Annotated in this window: 15 protein-coding genes; 6 read left to right on the top strand and 9 right to left on the bottom strand. The window is 69.0% G+C overall.

Annotation, left to right across the window (positions count from 1 at the left end; genetic code table 11):
- Positions 1-135: 135 nt before the first annotated feature.
- The 5 genes from KEG38_RS51325 to KEG38_RS51305 all read right to left on the bottom strand — a co-directional run bounded on the left by KEG38_RS51325 (position 136) and on the right by KEG38_RS51305 (position 7,348).
- Entirely contained in the window at positions 136-2,673 is a 2,538-nt protein-coding gene (locus tag KEG38_RS51325) for a hybrid sensor histidine kinase/response regulator (protein WP_272426673.1), read from the bottom strand.
- 163 nt (positions 2,674-2,836) lie between these two features.
- The gene (locus tag KEG38_RS51320) at positions 2,837-4,357 is read right to left on the bottom strand and encodes a hypothetical protein (RefSeq protein WP_272426674.1); all 1,521 of its coding nucleotides are present in this window, start codon (positions 4,355-4,357) and stop codon (positions 2,837-2,839) included.
- A gap of 31 nt (positions 4,358-4,388) precedes the next feature.
- Positions 4,389-5,717 (bottom strand): aspartate kinase, encoded by a 1,329-nt coding sequence (locus KEG38_RS51315; protein ID WP_272426675.1) that lies wholly within the window; start codon positions 5,715-5,717, stop codon positions 4,389-4,391.
- 87 nt (positions 5,718-5,804) lie between these two features.
- The gene (chrA, locus tag KEG38_RS51310) at positions 5,805-6,944 is read right to left on the bottom strand and encodes a chromate efflux transporter (protein ID WP_308215657.1); all 1,140 of its coding nucleotides are present in this window, start codon (positions 6,942-6,944) and stop codon (positions 5,805-5,807) included.
- A gap of 62 nt (positions 6,945-7,006) precedes the next feature.
- A complete protein-coding gene (locus tag KEG38_RS51305; RefSeq protein WP_272426677.1) occupies positions 7,007-7,348 on the bottom strand; it encodes a DUF2934 domain-containing protein in 342 nt (113 codons plus the stop codon).
- A gap of 122 nt (positions 7,349-7,470) precedes the next feature.
- On the opposite strand from KEG38_RS51305, the gene KEG38_RS51300 reads away from it, so the two are divergent.
- A complete protein-coding gene (locus KEG38_RS51300; protein ID WP_272426678.1) occupies positions 7,471-7,782 on the top strand; it encodes a hypothetical protein in 312 nt (103 codons plus the stop codon).
- 492 nt (positions 7,783-8,274) lie between these two features.
- Here KEG38_RS51300 and KEG38_RS51295 read toward each other — a convergent pair whose 3' ends face one another.
- From KEG38_RS51295 to KEG38_RS51285, 3 genes are read right to left on the bottom strand one after another with little or no spacing between them, the layout of a single operon-like run.
- A complete protein-coding gene (locus KEG38_RS51295) occupies positions 8,275-9,045 on the bottom strand; it encodes an AAA family ATPase (RefSeq protein ID WP_272428259.1) in 771 nt (256 codons plus the stop codon).
- A gap of 35 nt (positions 9,046-9,080) precedes the next feature.
- Positions 9,081-9,527: a hypothetical protein gene (locus KEG38_RS51290; protein WP_272428258.1), complete on the bottom strand. Its 447-nt coding sequence runs from the start codon at positions 9,525-9,527 to the stop codon at positions 9,081-9,083.
- A 19-nt stretch (positions 9,528-9,546) separates the two neighbouring features.
- Positions 9,547-10,260, bottom strand: a complete 714-nt coding sequence (locus KEG38_RS51285) for a hypothetical protein (RefSeq protein WP_272428257.1) — start codon at positions 10,258-10,260, stop codon at positions 9,547-9,549.
- A 383-nt stretch (positions 10,261-10,643) separates the two neighbouring features.
- Here KEG38_RS51285 and KEG38_RS51280 point away from each other — a divergent pair, with 383 nt between their 5' ends.
- A complete protein-coding gene (locus tag KEG38_RS51280) occupies positions 10,644-11,327 on the top strand; it encodes a hypothetical protein (RefSeq protein WP_272428256.1) in 684 nt (227 codons plus the stop codon).
- Positions 11,328-11,383: 56 nt separating this feature from the next.
- On the opposite strand, the gene KEG38_RS51275 is transcribed toward KEG38_RS51280, so the two are convergent.
- The gene (locus KEG38_RS51275; protein ID WP_272428255.1) at positions 11,384-11,878 is read right to left on the bottom strand and encodes a hypothetical protein; all 495 of its coding nucleotides are present in this window, start codon (positions 11,876-11,878) and stop codon (positions 11,384-11,386) included.
- Between the two features lie 273 nt (positions 11,879-12,151).
- Between KEG38_RS51275 and KEG38_RS51270 the strand changes: the two genes are divergently transcribed.
- The 4 genes from KEG38_RS51270 (at position 12,152) to KEG38_RS51255 (ending at position 18,946) form a co-directional block, all read left to right on the top strand.
- Complete coding sequence (locus KEG38_RS51270; RefSeq protein WP_272428254.1) at positions 12,152-13,036, top strand: hypothetical protein; 885 nt, start codon at positions 12,152-12,154, stop codon at positions 13,034-13,036.
- Between the two features lie 202 nt (positions 13,037-13,238).
- Complete coding sequence (locus tag KEG38_RS51265) at positions 13,239-13,967, top strand: ImuA family protein (protein WP_272428253.1); 729 nt, start codon at positions 13,239-13,241, stop codon at positions 13,965-13,967.
- A gap of 21 nt (positions 13,968-13,988) precedes the next feature.
- A complete protein-coding gene (locus tag KEG38_RS51260; RefSeq protein ID WP_272428252.1) occupies positions 13,989-15,767 on the top strand; it encodes a DNA polymerase Y family protein in 1,779 nt (592 codons plus the stop codon).
- Positions 15,764-18,946 carry an error-prone DNA polymerase gene (locus KEG38_RS51255; protein ID WP_272428251.1) on the top strand — a complete coding sequence of 1,061 codons (3,183 nt, stop codon included), beginning with the start codon at positions 15,764-15,766 and terminating at the stop codon, positions 18,944-18,946. The genes KEG38_RS51260 and KEG38_RS51255 overlap by 4 nt, the downstream gene beginning before the upstream one ends.
- Positions 18,947-19,025 lie beyond the last annotated feature (79 nt).

Raw genomic sequence — 19,025 nt, 5'->3', positions numbered from 1 at the left:
GAACCGATGCCCCTTGGATCGACCGCATCGCGGTCGATCCACCACCGGTCCAGCGCTTGCGCTGGTCCGGGTCCAGGGGTGGACAACCCCTGGTCGGGCCCGGGGTGAAACCCCGGCGCAACGCCGTGAAAACCCCTAACTCGCCTCGCGCAGCCCTGCGAGCAACGACACCAGCTCGGAGGGCTCGAACGGCTTCGCGAGGTGCGCGCGGTAGCCTGCGGCGAGTGCGCGTTCTCGGTCCTCTGGCCGCGCGAATGCGGTCACTGCGACGGCGACGACCTCCTTTCCGTGCCCGTTCCGGCGCGCCCGGAGCTCCCGCAGGAGCGCGTATCCATCCATGTCTGGCATGCCGATGTCGCTCACGATGAGATCGATCGTCTGCGATGCCGACACGTCGAGCGCCTCCGCGGCCGAGGAGGCTGTGCACACGACTGCCTCGTGCTCCTCCAGCACGCGCTTCACGAGCTCCCGTGAATCGGCCTCGTCGTCGACCACGAGCACCGCCACGCCTTGCAGGTTTCGCGGATCGTTTGCGCGCACGCTTGGGGGCAGCCGCGAGGGGGGACGGCTGCGCTCGCTGGCCTCGCAGGGCAGCTCGACCTTGAACGTTGCGCCTTTGCCGTGGCCCTCGCTCTCGGCGCACACCACGCCCCCGTGCAGCTCGACGAGACGCTTCACGATGGAAAGCCCCAGGCCGAGACCGCCGTGCCGCCGCGCCATCGAGGAGTCGGCCTGGCGGAATCGTTCGAACAGAAACGGAAGGAACTCGGGCGCGATGCCCTGACCCGTGTCCCGCACGGTGATCACTGCGCCCTCGCCCTCTTGCTTCAGGTTGACCTCGACGCGCCCGCCCTTCGGCGTGAACTTGATTGCGTTCGAGACCAGGTTCCACACGATCTGCTGCAGGCGCGCCGGGTCGCCGCGCACCGCGACGCGCGCTGGATCCGGGGGCCCGCGCAGTGCGACGCCCTTGGCTTCCGCGGAGGCGCGACAGGCCTCGATGGCGGCTTCCACCACGGGCGAGAGCTGCGTTGGCTCGAGCTCCACGTGGATCTTGCCTGCGACGATGCGGCTCACGTCGAGCAGATCGTTGATGAGCTGCGCCTGGAGGTGCGTGTTCCGCTCGATCACGGCGAGCCCCTTGGCGAGCTGCTCCGGCCGGATCCCGGGCCGTTGCACGAGCTGCGCCCAGCCGAGGATCGCGTTCAGCGGTGTGCGCAGCTCGTGCGACAGCGTCGCGAGGAACTCGTCCTTCATGCGGCTCGCCCGCTCGGCCTCGGCTCGCGCTGCGCGCTCGCTCTCCAGCAGGAACAGACGCTCGATGGCGGCCTTCTTCTCCTCGGTCACGTCGCGGCTGATCCCCACGATCCGGGCCAGCTTGCCTTCCTCGTCGTAGGTGATGCGCCCGAGCGAATGGATCCAGCGCTCGCCTTTCTCCGGGTGCAGGATGCGGAACTCGTGCGTGAAGTCTGGCCTCCGCTCCGCCGTGCGACGAGCCATGTCGGCGTCGGCCTCCGGCAGGTCGGCCGGATGCACCCGGCTGCGCCAGTCGGCGAGGCGGAGCGGGCGGTTCTTCAGGTCGTGCCCGTAGAGCTCGTACTGGGTGTCGGACCACGTGTAGAGGTCGCTCGCGACGTCGTACTCCCACCACCCGGCCTTCGCCCCGTCGAGCGCCATGCGCAGCCGATCCGCGCTCTCGGCGAGGGCGGCTGCGGCCTCCCTTTGCTCGGTGACCTCCTCGCAGACCACGTTGATGCCGACGATGGTCCCGCTCGCATCCCGCAGCGGGAAAAAGCTCTCCATCCAGACCCGCTTCTTGCCGGGCTGGGCGGGCGTCTCGCCGACGAGCTCCACGTCCTTTTGTGGCACGCCCGTCTCCAGGATTTGGCGCAGCATCGGCTCGGCCACGTCCGCGATGTTCGGCAGAAGCTCGCGCACCGAGCGGCCGATGTGCGCGGCGGAGGAAATGCCGTTGATCTCGGCGAGCCGCTGGTTGATTCGTACCCAGCGGAGCTCCCGATCGAGCACGCAGAGCCCGATCGGCGCGGCGGCATACGTCGCTTCGAGCTCGGCGAGCTGGCGGCGCGCGACGGCCTCGCTCTCCCGCAGCGCCTCCTCGGCCCTTCGCGCGACCCGGAGGGAAGCCATGACCTCGCGCTCGCTCGCTTCCAGCGCGGCCGCGCGTTCGGCGATGCTCCGTTCGAGCTCCGCATTGCGACGACGAACCTCGGCCTCGGCTCGAATACGCGCTTCGAGATCACGCGAAACGGCGGCCTCTCGCGCGCGCCGCGCTCGCTCGTTGAGCACGCTGATGCCGAGCCCCGTGATCACGAACAGGGCGAGGCGCGCCTGATCCGCGAGCGAATCGACGTGCAGACTGCCGAGCGGGCTCAGGAAGAGCACGAGCCCGAGGAACCCGCAGAGACACGTGGTGAAGATGCCCGCCCAGAGCCCGCCGTACGCGGCGGCGATGGCTACGGGCAGGAGCAGGGCGAGGAGGGGAGCATTGCCGTCCAACCACGGTTCCAGGGAGAACCGGACGAGGACGATGACGAGCATGACTGCGATCGAGAGGCCGTAGGCGTGCGGCCACGTCTTCCCGGGCCCCGGCCCGACATGATCGCTCCGGGGGGCCTCGAGCCGCGCTGCGCGGCATTCGTCGGCTGTTTGCATCGACCCTCGCTCGGAACGGCGGAACCGAGGCGCTTCCGTCTCGCTCGACAAGGCTAACGAGAACGCAACACGTTGGCAACGTGGACTGCATTCTCGTCTCGCTCGCCTACGCCCGGTCGATATCCCTGAAAAAGATACCGACCGAGCGGAGCGTTCGTGCGCCCTAGCCCGCCCGATCGGCCAGGATTCGTACCTTGAAGCCGAGCTCGCGCGACAGCGCGACCATCTCGTCGAACACGTCCCCGTAGGCCACGGCCACGTGGTTCGAGAGGTAATGCGCCATCAGCGTATCGCGGCCGATGCCCATATCCGCGGCCATGAACGGCCATTCCCGCGTCGTGCCCTCCCACCAGGCATCACGCACCGCGGGCGGGAGTTTTACCACTTCACCCTTGCCGATATCCATCCAGAGCGCGCCTTCCTTGATGTACGTGCGCGCCCAGGTCATGGCCCCGGGCAAACTCTCGCCCGCGAGCGTGCCGCCCGGCGTCGGGAAATACATCGCCGGCTGCCTGTAGCTATGCGCGCCGCGCAGCGTGTCCTTGTCGTGGTTGAACGCGTATGCGCCGCACGATCCCGAGTTCAGGAGCACCCACAAGAATCGCCCCTCGTGCTCGGCTCCCCAGCGCACGTCGTGGAACATCACGGCCTCGTGCAGGCCTTTTTCCCGCAGGAGACGCTTCATCAGCTCCATCGGGATGGCGTTGCCCTGATCGGCCTCGGTCGCACACGCGATCGTCGTGCCGTTCGATTCGGGCCGGCAGGCCGAGTTGAACAGGCCCTCGGCGAGGTCCGAGGGCGGGCGCAGCGGGATCAGCCCGAGCTGGTATTGCCAGCCCAGACAATCGGCCTTGTATTCGTTCACCATGTCGAGCACCACGAGGTAATCGCGGAGCTGCTCGCGCGTGGCGCGCTCGTCGAAATCGGCCGCGCCGTTCTCGCCCCAGTGGAACGTGAGCCCCCGATCCTTCACGAACCGGAGCGCGTCGTCGATCCGTTTTTCCGAGATTCCGCGGCCCCGATCGATGATCCAGGCCTGATCGATCTTGTGCTCCGTGAACCCGTGCTTGTTCAGGAGCCGCGGCCCGAAATACCCGTTGATCATGCCCATCGAGGTGTCGCCGAGCATGAGCAGGAGCACCCGCCGCTTGTGGATCTCCGCGGCCACCTTCCGGGCGATCGCCTCCGCCGCCGGCGCGACCGGGCCGGGCTCGCGGATCGCGTCCTCGGGCCAGGTGAGGCGGCCCGTCCGACACCATGTATCGAGCCGATCCATGAATGCCTTGTCTGCGGTCCAGTCCTCCGCGTCCGTCCAGATCCGCGAGAACGGCCGATCCAGGCTCTCCAGGCAGGCGCCCGTGTTCAGGAGGCCCACGAGACCCGGCCAGCGGCCCGAGAAATTCGAGGCCAGGAGCAAGGGGTTTTCCTTGCCGACCACGCCGTCCGTCGTGTGTGGCCCGTAAAACCAGTGCACGCACACGCCGATCATCGGATCGTCGATCGGCCCGAGCTTCTCGATGGACTCGTGGGGTTTGGACAGGAACCCTTCGACCCGGTAGGGCGAATGGCCGAGCTTCTGGAGCGCGCGCTCCATCTGGATCGTCGCGGCCGTGATGCTGGGGACAGCGACCTCGTTGGGCTTGGCCCGCGCGTCGCCGGGCCAGAACAGGGCGATCTTCTTCATCGCCCTGCAATCGACCACACGGCGGCCGGCGTCAAGCGCGCTCGAAGAGCCTCTCGTGCAGCACCGCGGCCGCCGCGCCTACGTCCTTGTCGGCCACGAGCATCGTCAGGCTGATGCTCTTCATGCCGTAACTCACCATTTCCACGTTCACGCCTGCGTCCGCGACGGCCTGCAAGATCGCCGCGCCAAGCCCCGCCTGCTCCGCGAGCTTCCGGCCCACCACGACCATCAGCGTCTTTCCCGCCTCGACCCGCACCTCGCCGAGCCGCTCGAGGTCCGAAAGCGCGCGCTCCAGAGGCTCGCGCCGGTCCGTCGTGAACGACACGCTCACCTCCGAGGTCGCGATCATGTCGACCACGACCTCGTGCCGCCCGAGCGCCTGGAACGCCTCGCCGAGGAAACCCGCCGCCCCGAACATGCGCGTCGACAGCATCGTCACGGCGAGCTGCCCTTCCTTGTAGGCGATGCTCGTCGCGGGCAGCTCGCTCGCGGGCGCGGACTCGCGGATGACCGTGCCGGGGTGCTCGGGCCGGTTCGTGTTGAGCACGCGGACCGGGATGTTCTTCTGCATCGCCGGAACGAGCGTCGACGGGTGCAGGACGCGGCTGCCGAAGTAGGCGAGCTCCGCGGCCTCGTCGAAGCGCATCTCGGAGATCGAGCGGGCCTTCTTCACGACGCTCGGATCCGCGGTCATCACGCCGTCGGTGTCGCTCCAGATCTCGACCTCCTCGGCGGCGATCGCGGCGCCGACGAGCGTCGCCGTGAGATCACTGCCGTTGCGGCCGACGGTCGTGATGTCGCCGGCCTCGGTTTTCCCGACGAAGCCCGTCACGATCGGCACGACGCCGGCCGGCACGCGCTCGCGCACCGCGCGCTGCATCGCGGCCTCGTAGCCGGGCAGGGGACGCGCCGAGCCGAACGCCGCGTCCGTGAGGAAGCCGAGATCCCAGACGTCGAAGGCCTGCGCCGGAAAACCTTGTCGCGTGAAGAAGTCGGCGATGACCCGCACGGCCATGCGCTCGCCGAAGCTCGCGGCGTAGTCGAGGCTGCGCAAGCTGAGCTCCCGCACGAGCGACAGGCCCCGGTAGAGGGCCGAGATCTCCTCGAAAAAGGGCGCGAGCAGGGCGTCGTCGCAGCCGAGCTCGCGGGCGATCGCGGTCTGGCGCTCGATCACGCGCTCGGGGGCGTAGACGCCGCGGGCGGCCTCGCGCGCGCCCGAGAGCAGCGCGTCGGTCATGCCTTTGTGGGCCGAGCTCACGACGAGCGGCGTACGCGCCGCGCGCCCGCGGACGATCGCGAGCACCTTCTCGATCTGCTTGCGGTTGGCGACGGAGCTGCCGCCGAACTTCATGACGATCATGGCGGCCGGACGGTAGCGCAGTGCGTCGAAACGTGCAGCCGGTTTCTCTTGATTTGCCCGTGAAGTCGGGCGAACGAGATTCCGGTTTTACGGCGAATGTCCGAGCACGGCGCGAACGGCAAGACCGGCGAGCGCGCCGCCGATGACGATCCACGTCGCATTGATCTTTGGCTGCATCGCGACGGGCAAGGCGGCGGCGAGGATCAGCCATGCGGGCAGATCGACGAGCGCGCCGCGGCCGAGGGCGATCGTGGCGGCGACGAGCAGGCCGAGCGAGGCGGCGGCGGCGCCGTCGAGCAGGCCTGCGAGGCGGGGCGCGGCGCGCATCTTCGGCAGGATCGGCGCGCTCGCGCGAACGAACACGAAGCTTGGGAGGAAGATGGCGAGTGTGGCGACGGCTGCGCCGGCGGGGCCTTCGATCAGGTAGCCGATGAATGTCGCGGTGGAGAGCACGGGCCCCGGCGTGAACTGGCCGATCGCGACCGCGTCGAGTAGCTCCGCCTCGGTGAGCCAGCCCCGCTCGGTCACGAGCCCTGCGCGGAGCAGCGCGATCAGCACGTATCCGCTGCCGTAGAGGATGCTTCCGACTTTGAGGAAAAACAGCCCGAGCGGCAGGAGCTTTCCCCCGCCCGCGGCCGCGGAAGCGGCAAGGGGAAAGGCGAGCACGGCGGGCGACGACCCCGCCTTTTTCGTCTCCGCGGCCGGCTTTTCGGGCGGCTTCTTCGAGCCCGGGACGATTGCGCCGAGCGCCGCGCCTCCGAAGAGCACGCCGATCTCGTTCACGCCGAGCACGCTCGCCGCGGCCGCGGCGAGGCCGAGCGAAAGGAAGAAATAATCCTTCTTTCGAGGCAGGACGAGCCGCGCCATGGCCGCGAGCACGATCGAGAGCATCGCGGGCTTCAGGCCATAAAGCAGCCCTTCGAGGGCGGGGAGCGTGCGCAGACGCTCGTAGGCCATTGCGAACCCGGCCGTGATCAGCGCGGCCGGCAGAATGAAGCAGGCTCCGGCAGCCACGAGCCCCGGCGTTCCGGCGCGGCGATAGCCGAGATGAATCGCCATTTCGGTCGAGTTCGGCCCGGGGATCAGGTTCGTCGCGGCGAAGAGATCCAGAAACTCTTCGCGCGTCACCCATTTCCGGCGGACGACGACCTCGGCCTCCATGAGCGCGACGTGCGCGGCGGGGCCGCCGAACGAGGTGAATCCGAGGCGTAAAAACAAGAGCGCCACCTCGCGCAGCCGGCCCGGATCGGCTGCGGCGGGTGGCGCCGGGGGAGGCGTTGCCTCCTCGCTCAGATGTGGACTCCGAAGGTGAGCATGGCGTCGATCTCGCGCTCGGCGACGAGCCAGTCCTCGACGGGATTGGTCTTCCCGAATCCGAGCGTCTCGGCCCGGCGATACGCGGCGAGCGCGATCATCCGGCGGCGTTCTTCGATCGAGATGGGCCTGCGCTCGGAGGCGGCGGGCGCTTTGGAATCCTCGTCGGTCGCGGCCGGCTCTGCTGCGGGCGTGGGCGCGACGGCGACGGGCGGCGGCGCGATCGACTCCGCGATGGCGGCGGCTGCGGCGGTTTTCGCGCCCTTCTTGCCTGCTTCGCTCTTCTTTTGCGCTGCCTTCTTGCCTTTCGTCTTCATCGATCTCTCCTCGGTGGGTTCTTCCGGGCGAGGCGGCTCCTAACGTGGCCGCGGGCGAGGGGGCAAGTTCGTGGCGGCCGGGCGCACCCAGGAGCGGTACGGACGTTGCGATACGTCCGGGCATGAAGCGCCAGGCGTTCATGCGCAGGGTTCTGGTGGGAATGGGCCTCGTGGCCCTCGTGGCCTCCTCCGCGAGCGCGGACGAGCTCACCTATCCAGAGGAGGCGACGGGCGAGGGGACATCGGCGCTCGTGGCGCAGGGGCAGATGTGCCGCGCGCGTTGTTGCAATGGGCATAGGTCCGACCGGTTTTGGCAGGCCCCTATGCTGTGTCGCCTATGGGCCCAGGGTTTCTGCAAGGCCCGCGGGAGCCTGCTGACGGAGGCGCGATTCGGTCTCGTCCGGGTCTGGAACCAGTATTGCCCCGTGCCATGACGTGCGAGAGACGAGGGCGGATCGTCGCCTCGGGCGTGATCCTCTTCCACTCGCCTGCATGGGCGATTCCACCTCTGCCATGAGCCTGAGCATTGGTCTCTTCTTGGGCCCGCCGCGCCGGGGCGCTGCCCCGGGCCCCGCGGGGGCTGTTCGCCCCTCGACCCGAACCAGGGCAAGCCCTGGACCGTTCGTGGAAGAACTGCGCATCGCGCAGTTCTTCCAACAGGCCGGTGGCAAGACCATGAAGGTGCGTTTCACGCTGGCGACGGGCAAGTTGCCTGTTGAATCGTCAGCGCCGCGGTCTTGATGGGCGGGGTCGTCGCTGGTCTTGACCTGGCCTGTTCGATGAACTGCGCATCGCGCAGTTCATCGACCCCGGGTCCAGCGCTTGCGCTGGTCCGGGTCCAGGGGCGGATAGCCCCGGTGGGGCCTGGGGCAAAGCCCCAGCGAAGCGCCTCCCAGACGAGACCAATGCTCAGGCCATGAACGGCTTCACCCGTCCGGCTTCCAGTACCGCTCGGGGCGCTCCAGGATCCCTCGCGTGATCTGGTAATGCCTCGTCTCCTGCAGTGCGACGTGAGGCAATGCGGGGTCGTCGAAGTCGATGATGACGGCGCCTGGGAACGTGAGCAGGATTGGTGAGTGCGTGGCGATGATGAACTGCGCCCGGCCGCGCTCGACGCGATCACGGAGCAGATAGAGCAGCGTGAGCTGGCGTTGCGGTGACAGCGCCGCCTCCGGCTCGTCGATGAGGAAGAGCCCCTCGTGCACGCGCTCTTGGAACACGGTGAGGAACGCCTCGCCGTGGGACCGGAGGTGCAGCGATTTGCCGCCGTAGTGCATGTAGGGATCGCCGAGAAAATCCGGATCGCGTTTTCGTTCCTCGAGGAGCGTCGCGAAGTTCACGAGCGTCTCGGCGCGGAAGAAGAAGCCGTCCCTGGGGCGATGACGGAAGCGCGGGCGCAGCACGCGGGCGAGCTCGGAGCCGCTCTCGTGATAGCTGGCGAGCACGTCGGTGTTCGCTCCGCCGCCCACGTGCAGGCCGCAGAGGTCCGCGATCGCTTCGAGCAGCGTCGATTTCCCGGAGCCGTTCTCGCCCACGAAGAAGGTGACCGGCTGATCGAGCCCGAGGTCGAGGCCGCGGACGAACGGCAAATTGTACGGGAAACGTGGCTCGTCGGGGATACGCTCGGCGACGGCGTACACGCTCCGGAGGTACATCTGGCCTGCGAAGGGCGTCGGTGCAGTTCTCTTCGACGTCATGCCGTTCCCCGGTCACTCTCGCGGTCCATCATGATTTATTCCGGCTCTGCCATGAGCAACGTCACCCTTGCGCGGCACAAGGCGACCGAGATTTGATGAAACCCCTGACTGTACATGGCGACTTCCAGGGGATCCGAAAGCTTCGACAAGCGGCCGGCGGCTGATTGAACCTTCTCATACGCGGTCTCGAATGCGGTGAGCAGCGCTTGTCGAGCCTCCGGCGGTAACTTCAAGTTCTTGCCCTGCGGCCTTCCCAGTGGCGACCCCTCGCGGTACCAGTCCGGGGCGAGGTCTGGATGCGCGTCATAAATGGGTGCCATCACGGTGTCGAACATGTCGGACATCACAGTCCCCAAGAGCAAGGCGCAAGCGTGGAAGGGCTCCTCTGGGCACGCACCCTTCAGCTCGCCGAGGGTCTTGTCGACGACGTAAGAGGACTCGTGGAGCGCCGTTAGAATCTCGTTTGCGATGCTTTTTTCCATTCGGTGTCAGTCTCCCTCCTCAATACAGCTTTACTCCCCAACAATTCTCCGCTTGCAGGCATTGTCTACGACACTTGAAAAATGGGTCCCCGCTCGGCGAGCCCGATGGGATGGCTTCCCTTGTACATTTCTCGATGCACTTCTCGAGCACCTTCTTGCACCGCTCCTTCTCCGCCTCCTCGTCGGTCGCGTCGTCCCTCGTTGCCAGCCCGCTGATGGCGTGTACGGTGACGGCCACGACGATCGTCACCCCGGCAGCGACGAGCACGATCGGCACCAGGTTCACGGCGACGGGAAGGACCAGGACGTTGCCCATCGGGACGCGGGCGTCCGGGGACATCGTGCCGCGGGAGACGGTCGCCGAGGGGCGCAGCGGGGTGACGACCCCAGGCAACGACATGGCCAGGAGCGCTTGCGTCATGCACGACTCGATCTCCCGATCGCCGATCAGCGACTCCCGGATCTTGGCTTCGTGGATCTCGCCGTCCTCCTTCACGGCGACGTCGAACATGATGGCGTAGTGCGTATCCGTCAGGCGCCCCGCGCCCTGCTCGGCGCACTCCGTGAGCCGGGCGACCGTGGACGCCGGGACGCTTGGACCGTCCGAAGAGCGATGGCTCGGCCCCATCCTCGTCCCTTGCGGGCCGCTCGCGCAGCCGAGCGGCGTGAACACGCATCCCAAGCCGAGGGCGAGCCCCAAGGACGCCGTGAACTTCATCGCCATCGCCCCCATGTTTGGCAGTCTAACCGCCCCGCAAGAGCGGCGCGACCCGAGCGCGTGGACGGCGGATCCGTCGCCCAGACGCGATCCTCCTCCACTCTCCGGCTTCGCCGAGCCAGACGAACCCGTCTCTCTCCTGCTCCACGAAAATCACCCAGGAACAACGTCCCTGATCCTCGCCCGCGCGCGGCCCGCGCTCGCCAAGACGAGACGTGATCCTCCCGAGGTCACGGCCTGTTCGCCGGCAGATCACGCGTCTCCTCTTCGCCCGCTCGACGTGCACGGCGCCAAGCGACGCGTGTTTCGGGTCCCTCCACGAAGCGCACGGGGGTAGGCGAGGCGCGTCGGCTCCTTTCGCTTGACGTGGCGGGGCCTGGTCCGGTAGCACACTCGCCATGCGTCAGATTCCGATCACCTATGGTCTGCTTTATTTCCTCGACGAGCTCGAATTCACCGAGTCGGGACTCGCCGCCGACGAGGACGCCGCCGTGCTCGCCCCGCCCTTCGCCGAGGCCATCGGCGAGTGGGAGAGCCTCTTCGCGCAGGAGCGCGCGGCGCGCCGGGGGGTGACCCGGGCCGAGGCGGTGGTCGCGGTCCGCAACGAGCGGCTCGATTCGCTCACGAAGCGCTTCGCCGCCGCCGTGCGCGCATTCGTGCCGGAGCTCCTCGCGAAGTTCTTCGGCGGCGCGGCCCCGGGGCAATTCGTGCGCAAGGGGCTGCGCGACCAATGCGAGAAGACGCGCGAAGTGCTGCTGCCCGAGGCCAAAAAGCTCGGCCCGAATCACGAGCTTTCCCCCTTCGCGACGCCGATCGACACGGTCAGCAAAGCCGCGCTCGAAGCGCTCGAGGTGCGCACCAAGGCCAAAGGGAATCGGCAACTCGTCTCGAACGAGACCGACGAATGGAAGGAGGGCATCAACGCCCTGCGGACGACGACCTACGCGGAGCTGCTCAAGATCGCGACGGCGAAGAAATTGCCGAAGTCGTGGGTCGAGTCCTTCTTCCGGAAGCCCGACGCGGCCAGGGGCGAAGACGTCGATACGGGCGAAGGCGCCGAGGTGGAAGGCGAAGGGCCCTGAGAGGGTGCTGCCGCAGCGGAGCCGCAGCACCCTCTCCCAGGGGGATCAGGCGGGCATCACGGGTTGTACGACACCGTGAACGCCATCGCCTGGATCGTGGCGATGACCTGGGTCGGAGCGCCGACCGGCGCGAGATCGATCGGTTGCTGGAGATGGTAGACCGAGCCCTGCGGAGGGAAAGTCGTCAGGTTGTCGTTGACCAGCGCGGCTGTCTTCGTGTTCCTCAACACGAGGGGGGGGCCACCACCCGGCGGCTTCTCGATGGTGAACGTGAAGTCGTGGAAGATCGTGTTGCGGAACTTGGGCGGCAAAGCGCTGACGAGCTCGAGCAGGCTCAACGGGGTCGTGTCGATGTCGGCCTGGGAGAGGGTGACCCTCCCGAGCACGGGGGAGTCCGCCGACACCTCGTGGCCGATGATCTTCAACTTGACGCCGCCCAATCCGGCACTGAGGTTCTCCTCGACCCGGACCCTGATCCCGCCCTTGAAGTCCAGGGTAACGATGCCGAGGACATTCACCTGCAAGGGGACGCTGACCGCATACATGGTCATGGGGATCTCTAGTCCGATCGGGGGTATCAAACCTTGTAACGACATAATCTCCTCATGGCTCGTGGGATGAGAGGCGTGTCGCCCCGCACTGCAAAGGCGACCCGCCCCGGGTCTACGTCGCCGCGGATAGCCTCGGAAGGCTCCACGACGCTCGCGTGTCTCCCCTTCTAGAGCGCGTCCGGCCCTGGGCGCTATGGGACCAAAGTCCTACACGAGAGCGTGGGCCGGCGTTCACCCATGAACCGCCGGGATGACGGTGTATCCTTCCGCGCCATGGCCGATCCCTTCCGTGAACGACAGCTCTCTCCCGCCGAGGTGCGCCGCATCCTGCGCCGGGCCTTGGAGCTTGCCGAGCGCGACGCCGAGACGCAGGCCGTCGAGACCTCGATGACCGAGGCCGAGCTCGTGCGCCACGCGGGCGAGCTCGGCATTCCGCGCACGGCCATTCGAGGCGCGGCGGCCGAGCATGCGCCGCCCGAGGAGCCGAAGGCCCAAGGCGGGTGGCTCGGCGCGCCGCTGCGGACGCTGTTCGAGGAGGAACTCGACGGCGAAATCACGTCGGATTCGCACGAGGATCTCGTCGACGTGATTCGCAGCGTGACGGGCGACGCGGGGCAGGTGCAGATCGTGGGAAAAACCCTGACCTGGACGCCCACGGTGAACCCGCAATCGCAGCCGAGGCAATTGACGGTCACGGTGCGGTCGCGCAATGGGAAGACGCTCGTCCGCGTGGAGGAGCGATACACGAATTTCGCCGCGGCCTTGTTCCTGGGCATCGGGCTCGGCTTCGGGCTCGGCGGAGGATTGCCCACCGCGGTGGCCATTGCGACCACCACGAAAGATGGATTCGCCGCGGCGCTGGCCGGGGTCGCCGTCTTGATGTTCGCGTTCCTCATCCCGCGGCTTTTGTTCCCCTGGCTCGTGCGGCGGCGGTCGAGGAAGCACCGCGAGCTCCTGTCGCGCCTCTCGGGCGTGGCGCACGCGGCGTCGCCGGGCGCGCGGGCCGTGGAGGAAGCGGCCGCGCCGCGGAAGCGGAAGCGGAAGCGGATCGCGGAAGCGAGCGCGGAAGCGGAGGCCGAAGCGGGCGCGGAAGCGGAAGCGGAGGCGGAGGCGGAAGCGGAAGCAAACGCGGGGCGCGGGGCGCGGGCGCGCCGCTGACCTCCCCTCGACCTCCCTCGTCCGGTCTGTTCAGTGGTCCTCGGCTGATCCGTCGTCCAGGACACGAACCAGGGCTCCGCCTGCCGGTTTCGGTCTTCACCGGACAAGTTCACCCGTGATCGGACAGCCTATGTCCGTCACGGGCGCCCGGTTCGTGTCATCTTTCTTGGCCCGCGTTCAGGTACCTGGTAGGGTGTTCAGTATGCACCGCGCCGCTGCCACGGTCCTCGCCCCGGACGCCGACGCCCGCCACAAGGAGCTCTTCCAGAGCGCCCTCGTCCGCCCCGCGATCGAAGGCCTTTCCGGTCGCGCCAAGGCCCTGCCCCTCGGCCTCCGCACCGTCGACGCGTCCTTGCCCGAGGGAGGCCTGCCGCGAGGTGCCATCGTCGAGCTCACGGCGCCCCAGGGCCTCGCCCGCTCGACGACGCTCGCCTTGTCCCTCTGCGCCTCCGCACAAGCCGAGGCCCGCCTCCGCGGCGAGAGCGACACGCGCGGCGCCTGGTGCGCCTGGCTCGACCCCACACAATCTCTCTTCGCGCCCGCCCTCGGCCGCGCCGGCGTTGATCCCGACCGGCTGCTCGTCGTCCGGCCGAACCTCGACGACCTCGCCCGCGTCGCCGTCCGCGTCGCCGGCTGCCACGCCTTCTCCGTGGTCGTGGTCGACACGGCCGGCGTGCCCGGTTGCCGCGGCGAGGCCCGGCTCGACCGGTGGGTCACGATCGTCCGCCGCCTCGCCCTCGCTGTCGAGGGCAGCGACACGACCGTCCTCTTGCTCACGGACGCGGCCGCCTCCCGCGCGATGCCGCTGCCGGCCGCGATGCGCATCGAGCTCGAGCGGCTCGGCGAGGATCGGCTCGGCCTGCGGGTCGCCAAGGACAGGCGCGGTCGCGTGACGGGAGCGCAGTCGATCGAGCTTGGAAAGAGCGCATGATGGGCGCATGAGGATCGGGTGATGGGCCGGCGAATCGTGGCGGTGGTCTTGCCCCAGCTCGGCTGCGAGCTCGTGCGGCAACGCGCCGTTCCAACGCTTGGGGCTTCGGATCGCCTTCGGCGCCCTTCGCCCCAAACCCCCGAGGAGAGCCACGCGGACGCCCCGCTCGCCGTGCTGTTTTCCCGGGGCAAACCGGACGGGGGAGGGGAGGCCGAGGACCGGGCCACGGCCACGCTCGACCTCGTCGACGAGGTCGCCTTTCGGTACGGGATCCGCCCCGGCCAGCGCGTGGCCGAGGCGCAAGCGACGCTCGCCGAGCTCACGATCCAGAACGTCTCGTTCACGGAGGTCGACGCGGCGCTCGGTCGCGTGGCGGAGATTTGTCTGGACCTCGGAACGACGGCCGCGATCCGCCTCGCCCCCGAGCACCCCGACGAGGACAAACGCCGCGGCCCGGCAGGCGACGCGCCGTTCGACACGGTCTTCCTCGACGTCACGGGCGCGGCGCACCTCGTGGGCGGCGAGGAAGCCCTGCTCGACGAGCTCTGCGAGCGCATCCACGCGCTCGGTCATAAGGTCTTTGCCGCGATCGCCGACGGACCGCGCATCGCCCGCGCCCTCGCCCGGTTCGCCGCGAGCCCGGTTCTCGCCAGCGGATCGGCCCTCGTGGTGCGAAAAGTCCCGCACCCGACGGTCGTCGCCAAGCCCGGCGCGCGTGTCCTCGGCCCGCTGCCGCTCACGGCGTTGCCGCTCGATGCCGACACGGCGGCCTTTTTCGGCCGGCTCGGCATCTTCACGGTCGAGGCCCTGACGAAACTCCCGCGCGGCGAGCTCACGCCGAGGCTCGGCCTGCGCGCCGCCGAGGTGCTCGATCTCGCCTCCGGCCGCGACGATCTCCCGCTCGTCCCGTACGCGCCCCCGCGCACGATCGTCGAGGAGACGAGTTTCGACGACCCGATCGGAAGCGTCGAGCCGATCCTCTTCGTCCTCCGCGGCATGACCTCGCGCTTCGCGGCCCGTCTCGGCGCCCGCGGCGAGGCTTGCCTCTCGCTCGTGATCACGATCCCGCTCGATCGATCCATCGCGAACCTGCGGGATCCAGGCAAGGAGCCGGTCCTCTCGCTCTCGATCGAGCTGCCCTCGCCGCTCTCCGACGCGAACGACCTCCACCGCGCGCTCCGGGCCAAGCTCGAACGCGCCGAGCTCTTCGCGCCGGCCGTCGGCGTTCACCTCGAGGTCTCGCAGATCGTCGAGGCGCGGCGCATCCAGATCGATCTCTCGCGCGACAAGGCCGTTCGTCCGGACGCCCTGCCGGCCCTGCTCGCCGAGCTCTCCGCCGAGATCGGCCAGGATCGCGTGGGCGTGCTCGAAGCGACGCATGCCCACAAGCCCGAGGCGCGCTCGAAGCTCGTCCCCGTCCGGGATCTCGACCAGAAGCGCGCCCCCGCCCAGGCGGGCGACCTCGAAGCCGCCGAGGATCGCGACGTACCGCTCCCCACGCGGCTCTTCCCGACCCCTGTCCCGATCGGCCGCATCACGAAGGGCGCGGTCGTCGCCGTGGACAACCGCCTCTACGCCATCGAGTCCTTGCGGTTCGTGATGCGGCTCGACGGGGTCGAGTGGTGGACGAGCTCGGCGGCCTCGCGAGATTACGGGGTCGCCTGGCTCGTCCCGGGCGCCACGAGCGGGAAGGGCCCGGCGGGGCCGAAGGCCGAGGGGGCGTCGCGGGCGGCCGGCCTCGCGTGGGTCTTCGTGGACCGGACGACCGGGGAAGGGTACCTCCAGGGCTGGTGCGAATGAACCGACGAAGGCCGGCCCTCTCCGTCGTCTCCGGTGGCTCGCCCGAGCCTCCGCCCGAAGGGCCCGCGGAAAAACCCGCGTTCGCCGAGCTCTGCGCGCGCTCGGCGTTCTCGTTCCTCGAAGGCGCCTCGCAGCCCGAGGAGATGGTGCGGCGGGCGCACGAGCTCGGTTTGTCCGCGATTGCCATTGCGGATCGGGACGGCCTCTACGGTTCGGCGCGGGCGCACGCGGAGGCGAAGAAGCTCGAACAGCCGTACATCGTCGGGTCCGAGCTGACCGTGGAGAGGGACGGCGTCCGGTGCGGCAGCGTCGTCCTCCTGGCCCAGGATCACGAGGGCTATTCGAACCTCTGCCGCCTGCTCACCCTCGCCCACGCGACCCACGAGAAGGGCACGGCGGGCATCACGGTCGAGGAGGTCGCACAGGCGCACCGCGGCCTCTTCGCCCTCGTCCCGCTCGCGACCCCCGCGCTCGCGACCGACGCGCTCCTCGGGCCGCTCCGCGACGCCTTCGCCGAGCGCGCTTTCCTCGCCGCCTGGCGGCACCTCGACCGCGGCGATGCGGCCCGCCTCGAAGCCGCCACGAAGGCCTCCGCCCGCTACGACCTCGCCGTCCTCGCCACCGCGCGCCCGCTCTTCCACCACGGCGGCCGCAAGCCCCTCGCCGACGTCCTCACCTGCATCCGTCACAAGACCACGCTCGATCAGGCTGGCGCCCTGCTCGCCCCGAACGCCGAGGCCACCCTGCGCGGCGCCGCCTCGATGCTGAACCTGTTCCGCGACGAACCCGCCTGGGTCGCGCGCACCGTCGAGGTCGCCGAGAGCTGCCGCTTCTCGCTCGCCGAGATCCGCTACCACTTCCCGAGCGAGGGCCTCTGTTTGCCCGGCGAAACCCCGGACGACGCGCTCCGCCGCCTCACCTACGCGGGTTGCAAGGGCCGCTACCCCGAGGGCACGCCGCCGAGGGTCGCGGCGCAGATCGAGAAGGAGCTCGATCTCATCAAGCTGCTCGACGTCGCCGCGTACTTCCTGAGCGTCCACCAGATCGTCGCGATCGCCCGGGAAAAGCGCATCCTCTGCCAGGGCCGCGGCAGCGCGGCGAACAGCGCGGTCTGCTTCGTCCTCGGCGTTACGGCCGTCGATCCGGCGCGATCGAGCCTGCTTTTCGAGCGTTTCCTCTCGCCCGAGCGGCGCGAGCCTCCGGACATCGACGTCGACTTCGAGCACGAGCGCCGCGAGGAGGTCATCCAGGCCATCTACGAGATGTACGGCCGCGACCGCTCCGCCATGGTCTCCGAGGTCATCTGCTACCGCGGCAAGAGCTCGCTCCGCGAGGTCGGCAAGGTCTTCGGTTTGACCACGGATCAGCTCGATCGGCTGAGCGGGCTCGCGCTCTACCACGAGGCCGACACGAGCGAGAAGAAGCTCGCCGAGCTCGGCTTCGATCCGAACGACGCGCGCCTCCGGCAGGTGATTTTCCTGGCGAACGCGCTTGAAGGCATGCCGCGGCACCTGTCGATCCACGTGGGCGGCTTCGTGCTCTCGGCCGCGCCGCTCCACCACGTCGCCCCGATCGAACCCGCGCGTATGCCCGGCCGATCCGTCATCCCCTGGGACAAGGACGACCTCGACGAGCTCGGCTTCTTCAAGGTCGACATCCTCGCCCTCGGCATGCTCACCGCGATCCGCAAGACGCTCGCGATGATCCACGAGCGCGCGCGCCCGGACGAACCCTTCGACCCGATCGACGCGCTCGCCCGCATCCCGGCCGAGGATCCGGCCGTCTACCAGGCGATCCAGCGCGCCGACACCGTGGGCGTCTTCCAGATCGAGAGCCGCGCGCAGATGTCGATGCTGCCGCGCCTCAAGCCGAAGGTGTTTTACGACCTCGTGATCGAGGTCGCGCTCGTGCGTCCGGGCCCGATCCAGGGCGGCATGGTGCACCCGTACCTGCGCCGCCGCACCGGGCAGGAGGCGCCGATCTCGCCGCACCCTTGCCTCGACGAGATCCTCTCGCGCACGCTCGGCGTCCCGCTCTTCCAGGAGCAGGTCATGCAGATCGCGATGGTCGGCGCGGGCTACACGCCCGGCGAGGCCGATCAGCTGAGGCGCGACATGGCCGCGTGGAAGAAGCACGGCCGCCTCGCGCGGCACCGCGAGCGGCTCCTGCGCGGCTTCTCCGAAAAGGGCATTTCCGCGCGCTTCGCCGAGCAGCTCTACCAGCAGATCCACGGCTTCGGCGAGTACGGTTTTCCCGAGTCCCACGCGGCGAGTTTTGCCCTGCTCGTCTACGCCTCCGCGTGGATCAAGGTGCACCACCAGGCCGCGTTCACCTGCGCGATCCTGAACTCCCAGCCGATGGGGTTTTACAGCCCGTCCTCCCTCGTCCAGGACGCGCAGCGGCACGGCGTCATCGTGCGGCCCGTGTGTGTCGTGTCGAGCGGCTGGGATCACTTCCTCGAAGACGCCGGCGTGATCCGGCTCGGGATGCGTCTCGTAAAAGGGTTCGGCTGGAGCGGGGCCGAAGGCGTGCTCCGGGCGCGCGCGGAGGCGCCGTTCACGGGCGTCGCGGATCTCGTGCGGCGCGCGGGCCTGCAGAAGAACGAGGTCGAGGCCCTCGCGGAGGCGGGCGCGCTCGAAGCGCTCGTCCCGAGCCGGCGCGAGGCGCTCTGGCGGGCCCGCGCGCCGCGGCTGCCGGACGGGCTCTTCGCGAAGGTGCCGCTCGAAGAAGAGAAGGACGTGGGCCTGCCGAAGATGCGCCCCGCCGAGCAGCTCGTGCTCGACTACGGGCGGGTGGGTTTGTCCCTGCACGACCACCCCTTGCGGCACTTGCGTCCGCGGCTCGAACAGGAGGGCACGGTGACGGCGGCCTCGATCAAGGAGCGGCGCACCGGCGAGTCCGTGCGTGTCGCGGGCCTCGTGGTGGGCCGACAGCGCCCGGCCACGGCGAGCGGCGTCACGTTCGTCACGCTCGAAGACGAGACCGGCGTGATCAACGTCATCGTGCGCAAGGACCTGTTCGAGGCGAGTTACGCGGCCGCGCGGTACGCGAAGATCATGGCCGTGCGAGGCCGGGTCGAGCGGCAGGGGGAGGTCGTTCACCTCCTCGCCGAGGCCCTCGATCGCCTCGATGCGCCCGGCAAACGCGGCGTTCCCACGCGATCACGCGACTTTCACTGAGGCGCGCGCCAGGAATCGTTTGTCCTCCAATCGACCGTTTCACGCGCCTCCCCGGTCGCTTTTTGCTCGCCAGACCGGC

The organism is Polyangium jinanense (assembly GCF_028435265.1).
GTDB classification, from domain to species: domain Bacteria; phylum Myxococcota_A; class Polyangia; order Polyangiales; family Polyangiaceae; genus Polyangium; species Polyangium jinanense.
This window is presented reverse-complemented; position numbering and strand designations above follow the sequence as displayed.